We start from the raw sequence: 18,968 nt of genomic DNA, 5'->3' as shown, positions 1-18,968 counted from the left end.
ATGCCCCTGCGTGCTTTAGTGGCGGTGATAGTGACAACGGCAGTAATGCTGGTGCCCCGGGCGTGGGCGGATACGGCCTGGGAGCGTTATAAGGCCCGTTTTATGATGCCGGACGGCCGTATCATTGATACCGCCAATGGCAATGTGTCGCATACGGAAGGCCAGGGCTTCGCCATGCTCCTGGCGGTGGCGAATAACGATCGCCCGGCGTTCGACAAGCTGTGGCAGTGGACGGACAGCACCCTGCGCGACAAGTCTAACGGGCTGTTTTACTGGCGCTATAACCCGGTGGCACCGGACCCGATCGCCGATAAAAACAACGCCACCGATGGCGATACCCTGATCGCCTGGGCGCTGCTGCGCGCGCAAAAGCAGTGGCAGGACAAGCGCTACGCCATGGCCTCCGATGCCATCACCGCCTCCCTGCTGAAATATACGGTGGTGACTTTCGCCGGTCGCCAGGTGATGCTCCCGGGCGTGAAGGGGTTTAACCGCAACGACCACCTGAACCTTAACCCCTCCTATTTCATCTTCCCGGCCTGGCGGGCCTTTGCGGAGCGGACGCACCTGACCGCCTGGCGGACATTGCAGAGTGACGGGCAGGCGCTGCTGGGGCAAATGGGCTGGGGGAAATCGCATCTGCCCAGCGACTGGGTGGCGCTGCGGGCGGATGGCAAGATGCTGCCGGCCAAAGAGTGGCCGCCGCGGATGAGTTTCGATGCGATCCGTATCCCGCTGTATATCTCGTGGGTCGATCCGCACAGCGCCTTGCTCGCACCGTGGAAAGCCTGGATGCAGAGTTACCCGCGCCTGCAAACTCCGGCGTGGATCAACGTTAGCACCAACGAGGTCGCCCCGTGGAATATGGCCGGCGGCCTGCTGGCGGTGCGTGATTTAACGCTTGGCGAACCGCTGGAAGCGCCGCAGATTGACGACAAGGATGATTATTACTCCGCCAGCCTCAAGCTGCTGGTCTGGCTGGCGAAACAGGATCAGCGCTAGCGCTGTGATGGCTTTGCAGGTTTCTCAGCCCGTATCCTGCGGGCTGAGAGAAAAGAGCAGGAACGTCTCACGATGTAAGGCCGCCAGAATAGGCGGCCTTGTCGCTTATTGCGGATAAGGCACCCAACTGCCGCCATTCAACTGGACATAAGGCTTGCCCTGATACTGGATAACGATGGCGTTGGCGTTTTCGGACACCGCCGCGCTCTGCGGCAGGTTGGCGACATACTGCTGCCAGTTGACGCTGTCTTCGCTGAACATTTTGCCGTCGAGGGCGCGCACCACCAGCTCCGACACCGCCAGGTAGCTGCTGGGCTGATCGATGATAATTGGCGCGCCTTCATGCGGCGCCTTCATGCCGAAGAATTTCACCGCCGTCGGGACGTTAGTGATCGACGGGCTCGGGATATCCCGCAGGCCAGACACCTGCATCTTATCGCCCTTCAGCGCGCCGCCGTGTTCCGGCACCACTACCACCATCACCTTACGCCCCGATTTTTCCAGTTCGGTGAAGAAGTTATCCAGGTCGTCAAACAGCTTCTGCGCCCGCACTTTGTAGTCCGCGGTTTTGCTTTGTCCCGGGAAGTGATTGCCGTCATGCAGCGGCAGGGTGTTATAGAACGTGGCGCTCCGCGGATTGCTGCTGGCCTCTTCGGTCTTCAGCCAGCGGTTGAGAACCGCGAGATCCTCATACACTGGCGAGCCATCAAATGCCTGCAGGCTGACCGGCAGACCGCTCTGGTCCATCAGCGGGCTCTGCATGCCGCCCAGCGAACGCAGCTCTTTTAGGAAGTCGCCGAACAGGCCGTTGTGGCCGAGCATCAACTGCTGGTTGAAGCCGAGTTTCGCCAGGTTTTCAAACAGGTAGCAATCGGCGCCGGATGGCTGATACAGGTTGGTATGCGACAGCTGGCCGCAGCTGGCGCGCAGCAGACGCACCGCCGCAGGTCCGCTGTAGGAGGTCGCTGAGTTAAAGTTTTTGAAGACGATATCGAAATGCTTCCACAGCGGGTGGTCCATCAGCCCGGCGGCTTCAATATCCGACCAGGAGAGCGAGCAGATATTGATCACCAGCAGGTCAAACGGCTGCGCATCCGCCGGCAGCTGGTCCGGGAACGGTGTCTTGCGCTTCTGCTCGGCGGCATAGAAACCGTTCAGCCAGTTGGTGAGGTTGGCCGAGGTCGGCGGTTCGGTCTGCGGCGGAATATCGCTGCTGGCCGGGCTGGACGCGGCGCCAGCGGCGGCGTTGGTCCCGACGTTGGCCGGCGCGGTGGCGGCGGCAGTGGTGGGCTGACCGGCAGGCCAAATGGTAAAGGCCGGCAGCAGCGGACTGACCGCCTGCCAGACGACCATCGCGGAGACAAACACGGTAACGCGCAGCCACTGGCTGATAAACAGCCACAGCACCAGTAAAACAAAGAAGGCGCCGACCATGCTCCAGTTGATAAAGCGGACAATCAGATCCCAGATATAGCTGGCGCTGAAGCCGGCGATTTGCGATCCCTGGCTAAAAATCGACTCTGGCCCGGGCAGCCAGGTATCGTGCCAGAACAGCGCGAATCCCAGCGGAATGGCGATCCAGTGGCGGATGCGGTGCAGCTTTTCGCGCGGGATCGGCACCAGCAGAAAGGCGAGAAACACCAGGTTAAGCATCGGGTGAAAATTGAGATACCCGGCCCACAGCAGGGCAAACTTGACCAGAAAGTAGAAGTTCCAGCCGCCAAGGCCGCGCCAGTACTGCCAGAGCGGAAGCGGTGCCGCGGTCGTTTTTTTATTTGTCATTTGTTCGCTTTGCCTTGCTTAACCGTTGTTCCCCGGCGTAATACCCCTGCCGGTTTCACGTAACGGGGTTTAAAGAACATCAGTCTTAACGTCGTGCGGATCCGGCGCTGATAGTGGCGCGTCAGGTAGCCCAGCGGAAAAAACAGCAGGGCGCAGAGCACCACCAGTTGCAGAATATCGGCGATAGACATCATCAGGCTTGCTCCTCACGGGTGGTTAACCGGTGTGGTTCGGGGTAGCGTCGCCAGTGGCGTCCATCATGGGTGGCGTTGATGGTCTCGTTTTTACCGACCGTGAGAGGCAGCGGCGTATTCCAGCGCGCCGGCTCGATGCCGCGCATGATCACAATTTCCGAGAGAATCTGTTTGTCTTCAAACCACACCATGCGGTTAGAAAAAATATCGCCGGTCGGCAGCGGGAAAATGTGGTTTAGCGCGGTATCGAGGTCATTGATCCGGCAAAACGACAAGAACAGCACCAGCCGGTTATTGCCGATGGTCATGATGTCGCCCATCCGGTTGGGTTTGCATAACGTCAGCGCCTGCTCAACGCGCAGCCCCGGCGCCGGGCGCAGGGCCACCATCACGCCTTTGCTGTCGGCCGGCAGCAGGGTATTGGTCATCACGTTGTGCACCGCTTCGCAAAAGGCGTCCCATTTCTGATAGCCGCGCAGTTTTAACGGCTGGCTCCAGGTGAGCAGGGTGGCAAAATCTTCCGGGATATGGCGGGAGAACTTTTGGTTCTGAACGCTTTCGATTAGCGTCAGGCAGCGGGAAAGCGACGCGCTGTTAGGGATCACCAGGCTGGCGCCGCTGCTGAGCAGCAGCCGCTCATCAGTCGCGCGCAGGCTGGGGGTTTGTTCGCGGACAATAATTTTCAGCGCCGTGCCGCGCTGACGGCGCAGGGTATGAATATAGCGGCCCAGCTGTTCAATTTGCGTATTTTGGGTAATGGAGAAGAGGATCGTCGCCGCTTGCGCGGTGCGCCCGGCGTTGAAGACCTCGTCGTTGGTGTCAAACAGCGTCCAGTATTCCGACAGCGGCGGGGCACCTTCCAGCACGCGCACATTGCTGAGGATCGCTTTTTCATCGCTGCGCGGCTGCACGCTGGTTTCAGCGTCCTGCGCTAATCGCCAGCCGGCGTCATCATGTTGCACCATCAGCTGCTGCTGGGCGCTGATACCCTTATCGCTTCCCCACCAGGCAATATCAAAGATATGCCGGTCGCCCTGGTAACGAATACTTGCCAGTCCGGAAAGGGAGCGGTACTCACGTAATAAGGGAGTCAGCTGCCGATCAATATCCTGCGCGGAATTGATCGCTAAGAATGCGCAGCGATGATATTGCGCCCAGCGGCTGGTCTTTTCCACCCAGGCGCATAACTTTTCGTTATTTATATTTTGCCAGGCATTTTCAGCACATAGCAGAATAAATAGATAATTGCCAGGTTCGAGGGAGCAGACCAAGTCGCGATGTATTTCTTCCAGCGCCTCCGGACGATTCGGCAGGGTAAACAGTGCAATATTATCCGGGCCGTGAATGTGTTCTAATGAAATGATATCATTTGGTTTATTCCCCATCACCAGCGCGGCAACCTTGCTGTTTTTCGCCTGCGTGGCCAGCGTCTGATTAAATAGACTAACGGCATCGGCATAACGGTCAACGTTGAGCCACCATACCCCGCCGACCGGCATATGGCACACTTCATCCCATAATGATGAAATACCCAAAGTAAATACACTATCCACGGCATCCCTCGTGCGCCCTGATTCACACTGGATAAGTTTACTAGCGAAACTGACAGAGTAAACCTAACATTGAAATTAAAGGTCATCAGTTTTAGCATGTACACCTGCTTTTTAAGGATGCGCTGTATACGTCCTCTGGTTTAATAATAAATTTCGAACGGACAGAGATATGCCAGCAAAAGATCCTGCGGTACCCACGGACGCCACGCTGGGGTACACCTTTCAAAATGATTTTCTGGCGCTTAGCCGGGCATTTTCCCTGCCGGATATTGATTATCATGATATTTCCAGGCGCGAACAGCTGAACGCGGCGCTGAAGCGCTGGCCGCTGCTGGCAGAGTTTGCAGAGAAAAAATAAGGAAGCCGGAGATGGCTATTCTGGGATTACAGGGCGTGCGAGGGGGGACTGGCGTCACGTCCATTACGGCTGCACTCGCCTGGGCGCTGCAATTGCTCGGTGAAACGGTGCTGGCGATCGACGCCAGCCCGGATAATATGCTGCGTTTTTTCTTCAATACCGACATCCATCATCAGGACGGCTGGGCGCGGGCGCTGCTCGATGGCCGGGACTGGCGTGACGCGGGCTTGCGCTATACGCAGCATATCGATCTACTGCCGTTTGGCCAGCTCAGCGCCGGCGAAAGAGAAAATGTCGACCAGCTGCAGCCCACCCTGGGGGCGATGACGGAGGCCGTACTGCAGCTGCAGGGGCAGTACCGCTGGCTGCTGCTGGATCTGCCGGCGGGTTATTCGCCGTTGACCCGCGAGCTGCTGACGCTTTGCGATCGCTCGCTGGTGGTGGTTCATCCCGACGCCAATAGCCATATCCGTCTACACCAGCAGCCCCTCCCGGCCAACAGCGATATTCTGATTAACGATCTGCGGGTCGGCAGCCAGCTGCAGGAAGATCTCTACCAGCTGTGGCTCGAGAGCCAGCCGCGCATCCTGCCGGTGACGATTCACCGCGACGAGGCGATGGCCGAGTGCCTGGCGGCGAAGCAGCCCCTTGGGGAGTATCGCCAGGACTCTCTGGCGGCGGAAGAGGTACTGACCCTGGCGAACTGGTGTCTGATCCACTATTCCGCCGGGAGGCCGGCATGATCCGCCTCAGCACGCTGCTGCTGGCCCCGCCGGTGGGGGAACGGCTGCGCGCGCGCTATGACGACTACCGGCAGCATGGCGCCTCCTGGCTGTCGGCGTCGCTTGGCTGCCTGTGGGCATCGCTGGTCTGGGCGCTAATGCCGCTGGAGACGCCGCGCTGGCAGGCGATTCTGGCGCACCATGACACCTATTTCCCCCATATTAATCCGCATCGGCCACGTCCGCTGGATCCGCTGCGCTACCTGCTGCAATCCCTGTGGTTACTGACAACGCGCGTGCCGGAGCCGGAGAAAAAGGTCAACTGGCGTTCGCTGGCGGCGCTGGAAGGGGTGCACGGTCGCTATACGCAGTGGCTGGAAAAATTGCCTGAGCAGGTCAACGCCCGCACCGGTCATCTGGATAAACAGAAAGAGCTGGCGCACCTCAATCCCAAACTGCGCCGGGCGATCCTTGGGGGGGTGACCTGCTGCTCGCTGGTGCTGGCGCTGATGTGTATTACGCAGCCTTTTAACCCGCTGTCGCAGTTTATCTTCCTGATGCTGCTGTGGGGCGTGGCGCTGCTGGTGCGGCGCATCCCCGGCCGCTTCTCGGCGCTGATGCTGATCGTGCTGTCGCTGACGGTCTCGTGCCGCTATATCTGGTGGCGCTATACCTCGACGCTGAACTGGAACGACCCGGTAAGCCTGGTGTGCGGGATTATTTTGCTGTTCGCTGAGACCTACGCCTGGGTGGTGCTGGTGCTGGGCTACTTCCAGGTGGTCTGGCCGTTGAACCGCCAACCGGTGCCGCTGCCGGAGGACATGGATCTGTGGCCGACGGTGGACATCTTCGTCCCCACCTACAACGAAGATCTCAACGTGGTGAAAAACACCATCTACGCCTCGCAGGGCATCGACTGGCCGAAGGACAAGCTGAACATCTGGATCCTCGACGACGGCGGACGGGAAGCGTTTCGCCAGTTTGCCAAAGATGTCGGGGTGCACTATATCGCCCGTACCAGCCATGAGCACGCCAAAGCCGGCAACATCAACAATGCGCTGAAATACGCCAAAGGGGAGTTCGTCTCGATCTTTGACTGCGACCATGTGCCGACGCGCTCGTTTCTGCAGATGACCATGGGCTGGTTCCTGAAAGAGAAAGAGCTGGCGATGATGCAGACCCCGCACCACTTCTTCTCGCCCGATCCCTTCGAGCGCAACCTTGGTCGTTTTCGCAAAACGCCGAACGAAGGGACGCTATTCTACGGCCTGGTGCAGGACGGGAACGACATGTGGGACGCCACCTTCTTCTGCGGCTCCTGCGCCGTGATTCGCCGTGGCCCGCTGGATGAGATCGGCGGAATCGCCGTCGAAACGGTGACCGAAGATGCCCACACCTCGCTGCGCCTGCACCGGCGGGGTTACACCTCCGCCTATATGCGTATTCCGCAGGCGGCGGGGCTGGCGACGGAGAGTTTATCCGCGCATATCGGCCAGCGCATCCGCTGGGCGCGCGGGATGGTGCAGATATTCCGCCTCGATAATCCGCTGTTTGGCAAAGGCCTGAAGCTGGTACAGCGCGTCTGCTACGCCAACGCCATGCTTCACTTTCTCTCCGGTATTCCGCGCCTCATCTTCCTCACGGCGCCGCTGGCCTTTTTGCTGCTCCATGCCTATATCATTTATGCGCCAGCGCTGATGATCGCGCTATTCGTGTTGCCGCATATGATCCACGCCAGCCTGACCAACTCGAAGATTCAGGGCAAATATCGCCATTCGTTCTGGAGTGAAATCTACGAGACGGTGCTCGCCTGGTATATCGCGCCGCCCACCTTTGTGGCGCTGATTAATCCGCATAAAGGCAAATTCAACGTCACCGCGAAGGGCGGACTGGTGGAAGAGGAGTATGTCGACTGGGTGATTTCCCGGCCCTATATCTACCTCGTGCTGCTCAACCTGGTCGGCGTCGCGGTGGGGATCTGGCGCTTTATGTACGGCCCGGAAAACGAAATTCTCACCGTCTGGGTGAGTATTGTCTGGGTGTTCTACAACCTGATTATTCTTGGCGGCGCGGTGGCGGTCTCGGTCGAAAGCAAGCAGGTCCGCCGGTCGCATCGTGTCGAAATGAGCATGCCGGCGGCAATTGCCCGCGAAGATGGCCATCTGTTCTCCTGCACCGTTCACGACTATTCCGACGGTGGGCTGGGGATCAAAATTCACGGCGACGCTCAGGTGTTGGAGGGGCAGAACGCCAGGCTGCTGCTCAAACGGGGACAGCAGGAGTATGCCTTCCCGGTGCGGGTCGCGCGGGTCAACGGCAGCGAAGTGGGATTGCAGCTGCTGCCGTTGACCAACCAGCAGCATATCGATTTTGTGCAGTGTACGTTTGCCCGCGCCGATACGTGGGCGCTTTGGCAGGATAGCTTCCCGGAAGACAAGCCGATGGAAAGCCTGCTGGATATCCTGAAGCTGGGGTTCCGTGGCTATCGTCACCTGGCGGAGTTTTCGCCGCCGTCGGTGAAGGTGGTTTTCCGCGCGCTCACCTCGCTGGTGGCATGGATAGTGTCGTTTGTACCCCGACGCCCTGAACGCGCCGCGCCGACGCTCTCCGCAGACCCGGCAATGGCTCAACAATGATGATAATGCGATGAAAAGAAAACTTTCCTGGATGTGTGCAGTAGCGGTGGGCATGTGCAGCTGGTATCCGCTGGCCTCTTACGCGGCGCCGGCCACCGTGGTGAATCCGGCCCCTGGCGTTCAGCCGCAGGCGGCCTCCCCGCTCGCGCCGGTGACGACAGGCGAGCCGACGGCAACCCTCGCCGAACCGACCGCTCCGGCGTTGGTCGCCGAGAACGTCCCGCAGCGGGAGGTGAAGCTGACCTTTGCCACCATCGCGCCGCCTCCGGGCAGCATTGTGCTGCGCGGCTCACGGCCTGACGCCTCGGTTGAATTCGGCATGCGTAGCGATGAGCTGGTCGCTAACGCGCTGCTCAATCTGGAATACACCCCGTCGCCCTCGCTGCTGCCCGTGCAGTCGCAGCTGAAAGTCTATCTCAACGATGAGCTGATGGGCGTCCTGCCCGTCACCAAAGAGCAGCTGGGGAAAAAGATCCGCGCGCAGCTGCCGATTGACCCGCTGTATATCACCGACTTCAACCGTATACGGCTGGAGTTTGTCGGCCACTACCGCGATGTCTGCGAAAACCCGGCCAGCAGCACGCTATGGCTGGACGTCGGGCGCGAAAGCTATCTGGATCTCACCTACCAGTCGCTGAAGGTGCATAACGATCTGTCGCACTTCCCGGTACCGTTCTACGATCCGCGCGACAACCGCCCGCTGACGCTGCCGATGATTTTCCCGGGCTCGCCGGCGGTGGCCCAGCAGCAGGCGGCGGCGATTATCGCTTCATGGTTCGGCAGCAAGGCCGGCTGGCGCGGCCAGCAGTTCCCGGTCTATTTCAACGAACTGCCGGATCGTAACGCCATTGTCTTCGCCACCAACGACAAGCGTCCGGATTTCCTGCGCGATCATCCGCCGGTCAACGCGCCGACCATCGAAATGATCGACAACCCGAACGATCCTTACGTCAAGCTGCTGGTTATTTTCGGCCGCGATGATAAAGACCTGCTGCTGGCGGCGAAGGGGATTGCCCAGGGCAATATTCTGTTCCGCGGCAGCAGCGTCACCGTGGACGGCATCAAAACCCTGCAGCCGCGGCAGCCATACGATGCGCCAAACTGGGTGCGCACCGACCGCTCGGTCACCTTTGCTGAGCTGAAAACCTATGAGCAACAGCTGCAGTCCAGCGGGCTGGTGCCGGATGCCATCACCGTGGCGCTTAACCTGCCGCCGGATCTCTATCTGCTGCGGGCCAACGGCATCGATATGGATCTGAAATACCGCTATACCATGCCGCCGGTGAAGGATAGCTCGCGGATGGATATCAGCCTTAACGACCAGTTCCTGCAGTCGTTCAGCCTTAACAGCTCGCAGGATGTGAACAAACTGATCCTGCGCCTGCCGGTGCTGCAGGGGCTGCTGGACGGCAAATCGGAGGTTACCATACCCGCGCTGCGTCTTGGGGCGGTGAACCAGCTGCGCTTTGACTTCCAGTACATGAACCCGATGCCCGGCGGCTCTATCGACAACTGTATTACCTTCCAGCCGGTGCAGAACCATGTGGTGATCGGCGACGATTCGACCATCGACTTCTCGAAGTATTATCACTTTATTGCTCTACCGGACCTGCGCGTCTTCGCCAATGCCGGCTTCCCTTACAGCCGTATGGCGGACCTCGCCGACACCCTGGTGGTGGTGCCGAAGGCGCCGACCCAGGGCCAGGTGGCGACGCTGCTGCAGGCGCTGGGCGGCATCGGTTCGCAGACCGGCCTGGCGGCGATTAATCTGCAAATGACTGACGATGGCAACCAGATCAAGAATAAAGATGCGGATCTGCTGCTGATCGGCGCGATCCCCTCGTCCCTCAAGGACGATACCAAAATCAACCTGCTGGTCGAGGCGACCAAAAGCTGGGTGAAAATGCCGATGCGTCATTACGACCTGGCGAGCATTTATCCCGATGATGAGGCCCGCACGCCCAACACCCGCACCGACATCACTTCTTCCGGACCGATGGCGGCGGTGATTGGCTTCCAGTCGCCCTACAACGATCAGCGCAGCGTGGTGGCCCTGCTGGCCGACAGCCCACGCGGTAATGAACTGCTAACCAACGCCCTCAACGACAGTGGTAAGCGGGCGGCGATGTTTGGCTCGGTGGCGGTGATCCGCGAATCCGGCGTCAACAGCCTGCGGGTGGGCGATGTTTACTATGTCGGCCATCTGCCCTGGTTCGAGCGCATCTGGTTCGCGCTCTCTAACCACCCGATACTGCTGGCGATCTTCGCCGCGGTCAGTATCGTGCTGCTGGCGTGGGTGCTGTGGCGCATGCTGCGCATTATCAGCCGCCGCCGCCTTAGCCTGGATGATGAGTAAACGATGATGAAAGTACTTTGCGGCGCGGTGCTCTCCGCGCTGGTGCTGGCGGCGGGCCAGGCGAGCGCCGCCTGCCAGTGGCCCGCCTGGGAGCAGTTTAAGCAAGCCTACGTCAGCCCCGAGGGGCGGGTGATCGACCCCAGCGATGCGCGCAAAATTTCCACTTCCGAAGGACAGAGCTATGGCCTGTTCTTTGCCCTGGCGGCCAACGATCGCGCGGGGTTCGACAAGCTGCTGACCTGGACGCAGAACAACCTGGCGGAGGGCGACCTGCGGCAGCATCTGCCGGGCTGGCTGTGGGGGAAAAAGGACGACGAGCAGTGGACGCTGCTGGACAGCAATTCGGCATCCGACTCAGATCTGTGGATAGCCTGGGCGCTGCTGGAGGCGGGGCGCCTGTGGCAGCAGCCGCAGTACACCGAGACCGGGAAAGCGCTGCTGGCGCGGATTGTCGATGAAGAGACGGTGGCGGTGCCGGGCCTTGGCACGATGCTGCTGCCGGGAAAAGTCGGTTTTGCCGATGACAGCGGCTGGCGGTTTAACCCCAGCTATCTTCCACCGCAGCTGGCCACCTATTTTGTGCGTTTTGGCGCGCCGTGGCCTGCCCTGCGCGATACTAACCTGCGTCTGCTGCTGGAGACCGCACCGAAAGGCTTTACCCCGGACTGGGTGCGCTATGAGAAAGGGAAAGGCTGGCAGCTGAAAACGGAGAAGCCGCCGATCGGCAGCTATGACGCGATTCGCGTCTACCTGTGGGTGGGCATGCTTCATGACGGCGATAAGCAGAAAGCGCGTCTGCTGGCCCGCTTTGCGCCGATGGCGGCGCAAACCGCGGAGCAGGGGGTACCGCCGGAGAAAGTGAATATCGCCACCGGCAAAACCAGCGGCCAGGGGCCGGTGGGCTTTTCCGCGGTGATGCTGCCGTTTTTACAGAACGACGAGGCCCGGTCGGTGCAACGGCAGCGCGTCGCCGATAACTATCCCGGCGCGGATGCCTACTACAGCGCGGTCCTGACGCTGTTTGGCCAGGGTTGGGATCAACACCGTTTTCGTTTCACTGCGGGTGGCGAATTACAACCTGACTGGAACCAGGAATGCGCAAGCTCTCACTAAGTTTACTCACGCTGTCCCTCGGCGTTGCGCTGCTGCCGTTAGCGCAGGCGGCGACGACGCCCGCCCAGGAACATCTGCTGGAGCAGGTGCGCCTCGGCGAGGCCAGCAATCGTGAAGACCTGGTGCGCCAGTCGCTGTACCGTCTGGAGCTGATTGACCCCAACAACCCGGACCTGATTGCCGCGCGGATGCGCTATCTGCTGCGCCAGGGGGATGCCGCCGGGGCGCAAAAAGAGCTGGAGCGACTGACGAAGCTGGCGCCGGACTCCCCGGAGCTGAAGGCGTCGCGCAATGAGATGAAAAGCAACACCGGCGAGGGTCGTCAGGCGCTGCAGCAGGCGCGACTGCTGGGCGTGGCCGGGAAGGTCGATGAAGCCATCGCCGCCTACGAAAAGCTGTTCGGCGGCGTGCCGGATGATGTTGATGCCGCGATTGAATACTGGACGCTGGTGGCGCGCCTGCCGGCCCGTCATAGCGAAGGCGTCAGCCAGCTGAAAAAACTGAACGCCAGCGCGCCGGGCAACGTCAGCCTGCTCACGGCGCTGGCGAAGCAGATGTTTGCCGATAACAAACCGCAGGAAGGGTTCGCCTATCTGGCGGAAATGGCCCGCTCGGCCTCAGGACGCGGTATCGCCGCCGATATGTGGTACAGCGAGGTGAAAAGCATGCCGGTGAGCAAGGCCAGCGTGCAGGCGTTGCAGCAATTCCTGCTGCAGTTTCCTACCGGCTCGGTGGCGGCGAACGCCCGCGTCCTGCTCGACCAACAGCAGGCGCAGCTGCAGGATCCGACGTTCCGCGCCCGCTCGGAAGGGCTGGCGGCGATCAAATCCGGAAATACCTCGCAGGCGGTGGCGGATCTGCAGAAAGCCGTTCAGGCCGACAGCCGCGACAGCGATGCGGTGGGCGCCCTCGGCCAGGCCTATTCCCAGCGCGGCGACCGCGCGCGGGCGGTGGCCCAGCTCAATAAAGCGATCGCCATGGATCCCGACAGCCCGAATCGCGGCAAATGGGACAGCCTGCTGCAAACCAACCGCTACTGGCTGCTGATCAAGCAGGGGGATAACGCCCTGAAGGCCGGTCAGCTTGCGCAGGCGCAGAATTATTATGCCCAGGCGCAGCGGGTCGATCGGACCGACAGCTATGCCGTGCTGGGGCTGGGCGACGTCGCGGCGGCGCGCAAAGAGTCGGCGGCGGCGGAGCGCTATTATCAGCAGGCGTTGCGTCTGGATCGCGGCAATAACCTGGCGGTGCGCGGCCTGGCCAACCTCTATCGCGCCGAATCGCCCGAGAAAGCCAGCGCCTGGATCGCCGGCCTTCCTGCTGCCCAGCGGCGCAGTATTGATGATATCGAGCGCAGCCTGACCAACGACCGGCTGGAGAAACAGGCGCAGGCCCTGGAGAGCCAGGGCAACTGGGCGCAGGCGGCGGAAGTCCAGCGTCGGCGCCTGGCGCTCGATCCGGACAGCGTGTGGATCACCTATCGTCTGGCGCGGGATCTGGTCAGCGCCGGCGAACGCCAGCAAGCCGATGCGCTGATGCGGGCGATGGTCAACCGCCAGCCGCAGGATGCTGAACGAATATACGCCTCGGGGCTGTACCTGTCGGGGAACGACCAGGACGATCTGGCGCTGGCGCAAATCGCCACCCTGCCGCGCAACGCGTGGACGGATAACATCCGTGAACTGGAGGCGCGTCTGCAAAGCGACCGGGTGCTGCGCCAGGCGAACCAATTGCGCGACAGCGGCGAGGAAGCGCAGGCGATCGCCCTCATCAAACAGCAGCCGGCCTCGGTACGCTATGACCTGACGCTGGCCGACTGGGCGCAGCAGCGCGGCGACAACCAGACGGCGATTGCCGACTATCAGCGGGTGCTGCGTCAGGAAGCCGACAACGGCGATGCGCGCCTCGGCCTTGCGGAAGTCTACCTGGCCGAGGGGGATAAACCGGCCGCCCGGGCGCAGGTCATGCAGCTGAAAGGCGCAGAGGCCGAATCCATGAATATGCAGCGGCGGGTCGCCCTGGCGCGAGCTGGCCTTGGCGATACCGCTGACGCCCAACGGATTTTTAACCAGATTGTGCCGCAGGCGAAGGCGCAGCCGCCCTCGATGGAGAGCGCGCTGGTGCTGCGCGATGCCGCGCGCTTTGCCACCCGGAACGGGGAGCCGCAGCAGGCGCTGACTCACTACCGGGAGGCGATGGTGGCCTCCGGCATCACCCCCGCGCAGCCGCAGGATAACGATACCTTTACCCGGCTGACGCGCAACGACAGCCGGGATGACTGGCTGAAGCGCGGGATCCGCAGCGATGCCGCCGATCTTTATCGCCAGCAGGATCTGAACGTCACCCTGGAACATGACTTCTGGGGATCCAGCGGCACCGGCGGCTATTCCGATCTGAAGGCGCATACCACCATGCTGCAGGTGGATGCCCCGCTAGCGGATGGCCGGATGTTCTTTCGCACCGACCTGGTCAATATGGATGCCGGCAGCTTTTCCACCCACAGCGACGGGAGCTACTCGCCCAGCTGGGGCACCTGCGGGGAGATCGCCTGCACCAGCGGTAGTAAAAATCAGACCGACAGCGGGGCCAGCGTGGCGGTCGGCTGGCAGAACGACACCTGGAGCGGGGATATCGGCACCACGCCGATGGGCTTCAATGTCGTCGATGTGGTCGGCGGCCTGAGCTACAGCAGCGACGTCGGGCCGGTGGGGTACACGGTCAACGTCCACCGGCGGCCCATCTCCAGCTCGCTGCTCTCCTTCGGCGGGCAGAAAGACAGCAACAGCCATACCGGCACCACCTGGGGCGGTGTTCGCGCCGACGGCGGCGGTGTGAGCCTCAGCTATGACCGGGGCGAAGCGCACGGGATCTGGTCCTCGCTGGGGGCCGACTCGTTGACCGGTAAAAACGTGGCGGATAACTGGCGCGTGCGCTGGATGACCGGCTACTACTACAAGGTGATTAACGAGAATAATCGTCGCGTCACCGTCGGCCTCAACAATATGATCTGGCACTACGACAAAGATCTCAGCGGCTACACCCTCGGCCAGGGCGGCTATTACAGCCCGCAGGAGTACCTCTCTTTCGCCGTGCCGGTGACCTGGCGTCAGCGCACGGAGAACTGGTCCTGGGAACTCGGCGGGTCGGTGTCATGGTCCCATTCGCGTACCCAAACGCAGGCCCGCTATCCGCTGCTGAACCTGATCCCGTCCGACTACCGGCAGCGCGCCAGCGAACTGACGGAGCAGGGCAGCAGCAGCCAGGGATTCGGTTACACCGCCAGAGCGCTGGTGGAGCGGCGGGTGACCAGCAACTGGTTCGTTGGCGCCGCGGTCGATATTCAGCAGGCGAAGGATTATACCCCAAGCCATGCGCTGCTTTACGTCCGCTACTCGGCGGCAGGCTGGCAGGGGGATCTGGATATGCCGCCCCAGCCGCTGGTGCCTTACGCCGACTGGTAGCAGAATAGGCTGAATTACGTCACAGAGCGCTACTCCACGGCGCGCTTCGCGTATACTCGTGAGGCGTTGCCCACCGTCGGCCGCCGGGGAGGTCTCTCCGGCGTCTGCGTCACCGCGCGGAAATATCCCGTCACTTCATCCCTCGCGGGCGTGGGCGAAGGATTTGAGTATATAATCAGCCTGAAACGACCGGGATTGAAGGATTGATACCGGGTATGCATTCAGTATCAGTGGAGAACACCGTTGCGCGTCAGCCGTTCACTTACAATCAAACAGATGGCGATGGTCGCGAGCGTGTCCATGGCCTTTGTATTGGTTTTTTGCACTATTTTGCTGTTTCACTTTGTGCAACAGAGTCGCTTTACCACGGCCACGCAGTTAGAAAGTATCGCGCGATCCGTTCGCGAACCGCTGTCGGCGGCTATTCTGAAAGCCGATATTCCGGAAGCGGAAGCTATTTTAAGCCGTATCCAGCCTGCTGGCATCGTCAGCCGGGCGGATGTGGTCTTGCCCAACCAGTTCCAGGCGTTACGGATGCGGTTTATCCCCGAGCGGTCGGTGCCGGTGACCATCACCCGGCTGTTTGAGCTGCCGGTGCAGATTTCGCTGCCCATTTATTCGCTGGAGCGGCCGGCCAACCCGCAGCCGCTGGCCTATCTGGTGCTGCAGGCCGATTCCTATCGCATGTATAAATTCGTCATGAGCGCCCTTGCCACGTTAGTGACTGCTTACTTACTTCTGGTGCTGATGTTGACGGTGGCGCTCACCTGGTGCATCAACCGGCTGATGGTTCGCCCTCTGCGGCGTATCGCCCGCGAGCTGAACGATCTCTCCCAGCAGGAGCGTCTTGGGCATCAGCTGACCCTCCCGCGCCTGCACCATGACGACGAGATCGGCATGCTGGTGCGCAGCTATAACCGCAACCAGCAGAGCCTGGTGCGCCAGCATGATGAGCTGTCCATCCAGTCGACCCGCTTCCCGGTCTCCGAGCTGCCGAATAAAGCCTTTTTGCTGGCGATGCTGGAGCAGACGGTGGCCCGCCCGCAGAGCGCCGCGCTGATCGTCGTCGCCTGTGAAACCCTGCAGGACGCCGCCGGCGTGCTCAAGGAGAGCCAGCGCGAAATGCTGCTCCTGACGCTGGTGGAGAAGCTGCGCGCCGCGATCCCGCCGCAGATGGTGCTGGCTCAGGTGAGCGGCTATGACTTCGCCATTCTCGCCGATGGCCTCGCCGAATCCTGGCAGGCGGTGACGTTAAGTAAGCAAGTGCTCACTATTATTAATGAACGTTTGCCGCTGCATGGTCTGCAGCTGCGACCCTACGCCAGCGTCGGGATCGCTATGTTCCACCCCGGCCTCAGCGCCGAACAGTTTTACCGGCGCGCGGTGTCAGCCGCCGTCACCGCAAGACGCAAAGGTAAAAACCAGATTGAGTTCTTCGATCCCGAGCAGATGGAAAAGGCTCAGCGTCGCTTGATGGAAGAGCACGATATAATGACCGCCCTCGACAACCAGCAGTTCGCTATCTGGCTGCAGCCGCAGGTGGCCTGCGCCAGCGGCGAGATCTGCGGCGCCGAGGTGCTGCTGCGTCAGCGGCAGGCGGATGGCAGCTGGTCGCTACCGCCGGCGCTGATTGAACGCATTGAGTCCTGCGGGCTGATTATCCCGGTCGGCTACTGGGTGATGGAAGAGGCCTGCCGCCAGCTGGCTGCCTGGCAAAGCCAGGGGATTATGCTGCCGCTGTCGGTCAATGTTTCGCTGCTTCAGCTGCTGGAGCACGATCGCGGCGAGGAGATGCTGAAGCTGATCGCCCGCTACCGCATCGCGCCGGGGACCTTAATCCTCGAGGTGACGGAGAGCTGCCGGATGGACGATCCGCAGGACGTGATGGCGCGGTTGCGGCCTCTGCGCGAGGCCGGGGTACGTATTGCGCTGGATGATTTTGGCATGGGTTACGCCGGGTTGCACCAGCTGCAGCAGATGAAGGCCCTGCCGGTTGATATCCTGAAAATCGATAAGGTATTCATCGATATGCTGCCGGAGGATGTCAGCATGGTGCCGGCGATGATCCAGCTCGCGCGCGGCCTGTCGCTACGTATCGTGGCGGAAGGGGTGGAGAACGAGGCCCAGTACCGCTGGTTGCAAGCCGCCGGCGTCGAGGTGCTCCAGGGCCATCTGTTCGGTTGTGCTTTACCGCAGGAGGCGTTCAGCGCGCGCTATCTCTCCCCGGTCCGGGAGGATGCAAATTTGTAAGTGTTTTGTTGACTTGTGCGAGTCAGCTCAAAGATTTTAACAAATGCGTTGCACTTTCGGCGTTAGTTATTTCTGAAATGTTTCCAGGGTGTTATTTTTAAGCCACAGACGTCAAATATCCCTTCTTGCTCTGTGGTTATTCCCAAAGGACACCCTATGAAAACCTCTATCTTTAAAAGCCTCTATGTCCAGGTTCTGACGGCCATAGCGATCGGTATTCTGCTGGGCCATTTTTACCCGGAACTGGGCGCGCAAATGAAACCCTTCGGCGACGCCTTCGTTAAGCTGATTAAAATGGTGATTGCTCCGGTTATCTTCTGTACCGTCGTGACGGGGATCGCCGGGATGGAGAGCATGAAAGCCGTTGGCCGTACCGGGGCGGTAGCGCTACTCTATTTCGAAGTGGTCAGCACCATCGCGCTGATTATCGGTCTGATTATCGTCAACGTGGTGCAGCCGGGGGCCGGGATGAACGTCGACCCGTCGACGCTCGATGCGAAAGCGGTGGCGGTGTACGCTGAGCAGGCGAAAGACCAGGGGGTGGTGGCCTTTTTACTGGATGTGATCCCGGGCAGCGTCATTGGCGCCTTCGCCAGCGGCAACATCCTGCAGGTTCTGCTGTTCGCCGTTCTGTTTGGCTTTGCCCTGCATCGTCTGGGCAGCAAGGGCCAGCTGATTTTCAACGTCATTGAAAGTTTCTCGCAGGTCATCTTCGGCATCATCAATATGATCATGCGCCTGGCGCCGATCGGCGCCTTCGGGGCCATGGCCTTCACCATCGGTAAATATGGCGTCGGCACCCTGGTGCAGCTGGGGCAGCTGATCATCTGCTTCTATATCACCTGTATCCTGTTCGTGGTGCTGGTGCTGGGGAGCATCGCCCGGGCCACCGGCTTCAGCATCTTTAAATTTATCCGCTATATCCGTGAAGAGCTGCTGATCGTGCTGGGGACCTCCTCATCCGAATCGGCGCTGCCGCGCATGCTCGACAAGATGGAGAAGCTCGGCTGTCGTAAGTCGGTGGTGGGCCTGGTGATCCCGACCGGCTATTCGTTTAACCTCGACGGCACCTCTATCTATCTGACGATGGCGGCGGTGTTTATCGCCCAGGCGACCAACAGCCATATGGATATTTTCCATCAAATCACCCTGCTGGTGGTGCTGCTGCTCTCCTCGAAAGGGGCGGCGGGAGTGACCGGCAGCGGCTTCATCGTGCTGGCGGCGACCATCTCGGCGGTTGGGCATTTACCGGTCGCTGGCCTGGCGCTGATCCTCGGTATTGACCGCTTTATGTCCGAAGCCCGCGCTTTGACTAACCTGGTCGGTAACGGCGTCGCCACGGTGGTGGTGGCAAAATGGGTGAAAGAACTCGATGCCAAACAGATGGATGATGTGCTGAATAACCGTGTTCCCGCGAACAAAACGCACGAATTATCCTCTTAAATCCTCCTCTTAGGCCCGTACTCCCTTGCTGGAGTACGGGCTCCTGCGCATAATTAGAGGTCATTTCCGCCCTGCGGGAATGACACGAAATGATTATT

General features: G+C 60.7%; 12 protein-coding genes. 9 read left to right on the top strand and 3 right to left on the bottom strand.

Annotation, left to right across the window (positions count from 1 at the left end; all coding sequences use genetic code 11):
- The gene (locus CE636_RS13815) at positions 1-1,002 is read left to right on the top strand and encodes a glycosyl hydrolase family 8 (RefSeq protein ID WP_017900010.1); all 1,002 of its coding nucleotides are present in this window, start codon (positions 1-3) and stop codon (positions 1,000-1,002) included.
- Between the two features lie 105 nt (positions 1,003-1,107).
- Here the strand turns inward: CE636_RS13815 and bcsG are convergent, their stop codons facing one another.
- From bcsG to bcsE, 3 genes are read right to left on the bottom strand one after another with little or no spacing between them, the layout of a single operon-like run.
- Positions 1,108-2,784 carry a cellulose biosynthesis protein BcsG gene (bcsG, locus tag CE636_RS13810; protein ID WP_004204977.1) on the bottom strand — a complete coding sequence of 559 codons (1,677 nt, stop codon included), beginning with the start codon at positions 2,782-2,784 and terminating at the stop codon, positions 1,108-1,110.
- Positions 2,781-2,978, bottom strand: a complete 198-nt coding sequence (gene bcsF / locus CE636_RS13805) for a cellulose biosynthesis protein BcsF (protein ID WP_004204976.1) — start codon at positions 2,976-2,978, stop codon at positions 2,781-2,783. Before bcsF ends, bcsG begins: the two co-directional genes overlap by 4 nt.
- Positions 2,978-4,531: a cellulose biosynthesis protein BcsE gene (gene bcsE, locus CE636_RS13800; RefSeq protein ID WP_017900009.1), complete on the bottom strand. Its 1,554-nt coding sequence runs from the start codon at positions 4,529-4,531 to the stop codon at positions 2,978-2,980. The genes bcsF and bcsE overlap by 1 nt, the downstream gene beginning before the upstream one ends.
- A gap of 169 nt (positions 4,532-4,700) precedes the next feature.
- Here bcsE and bcsR point away from each other — a divergent pair, with 169 nt between their 5' ends.
- The 8 genes from bcsR (at position 4,701) to CE636_RS13760 (ending at position 18,870) form a co-directional block, all read left to right on the top strand.
- Positions 4,701-4,889, top strand: a complete 189-nt coding sequence (gene bcsR / locus CE636_RS13795; protein WP_002921513.1) for a cellulose biosynthesis protein BcsR — start codon at positions 4,701-4,703, stop codon at positions 4,887-4,889.
- Between the two features lie 11 nt (positions 4,890-4,900).
- On the top strand, positions 4,901-5,632 hold the full coding sequence (bcsQ, locus tag CE636_RS13790; protein WP_017900008.1) for a cellulose biosynthesis protein BcsQ: 732 nt from the start codon (positions 4,901-4,903) through the stop codon (positions 5,630-5,632).
- Positions 5,629-8,247, top strand: a complete 2,619-nt coding sequence (gene bcsA / locus CE636_RS13785) for a UDP-forming cellulose synthase catalytic subunit (RefSeq protein ID WP_004204973.1) — start codon at positions 5,629-5,631, stop codon at positions 8,245-8,247. The genes bcsQ and bcsA overlap by 4 nt, the downstream gene beginning before the upstream one ends.
- A 10-nt stretch (positions 8,248-8,257) precedes the next feature.
- Positions 8,258-10,603, top strand: coding sequence for a cellulose biosynthesis cyclic di-GMP-binding regulatory protein BcsB (gene bcsB / locus CE636_RS13780; RefSeq protein WP_025999216.1), 2,346 nt, complete (start codon positions 8,258-8,260; stop codon positions 10,601-10,603).
- A gap of 3 nt (positions 10,604-10,606) precedes the next feature.
- Positions 10,607-11,716 (top strand): cellulose synthase complex periplasmic endoglucanase BcsZ, encoded by a 1,110-nt coding sequence (gene bcsZ, locus CE636_RS13775; protein WP_017900006.1) that lies wholly within the window; start codon positions 10,607-10,609, stop codon positions 11,714-11,716.
- On the top strand, positions 11,698-15,177 hold the full coding sequence (gene bcsC / locus CE636_RS13770; protein WP_017900005.1) for a cellulose synthase complex outer membrane protein BcsC: 3,480 nt from the start codon (positions 11,698-11,700) through the stop codon (positions 15,175-15,177). The genes bcsZ and bcsC overlap by 19 nt, the downstream gene beginning before the upstream one ends.
- A 243-nt stretch (positions 15,178-15,420) precedes the next feature.
- Positions 15,421-17,427, top strand: coding sequence for a biofilm formation regulator HmsP (hmsP, locus tag CE636_RS13765; protein WP_017900004.1), 2,007 nt, complete (start codon positions 15,421-15,423; stop codon positions 17,425-17,427).
- A gap of 156 nt (positions 17,428-17,583) precedes the next feature.
- A complete protein-coding gene (locus CE636_RS13760) occupies positions 17,584-18,870 on the top strand; it encodes a dicarboxylate/amino acid:cation symporter (protein ID WP_004204966.1) in 1,287 nt (428 codons plus the stop codon).
- Positions 18,871-18,968 lie beyond the last annotated feature (98 nt).

The sequence above is a fragment of the Klebsiella sp. LY genome (genome assembly GCF_004010915.1).
Classification (GTDB): Bacteria; Pseudomonadota; Gammaproteobacteria; order Enterobacterales; family Enterobacteriaceae; genus Klebsiella; species Klebsiella quasipneumoniae.
Note: the sequence above shows the minus strand (reverse complement) of the source record. Positions and strands in the feature narration are given on the sequence as shown.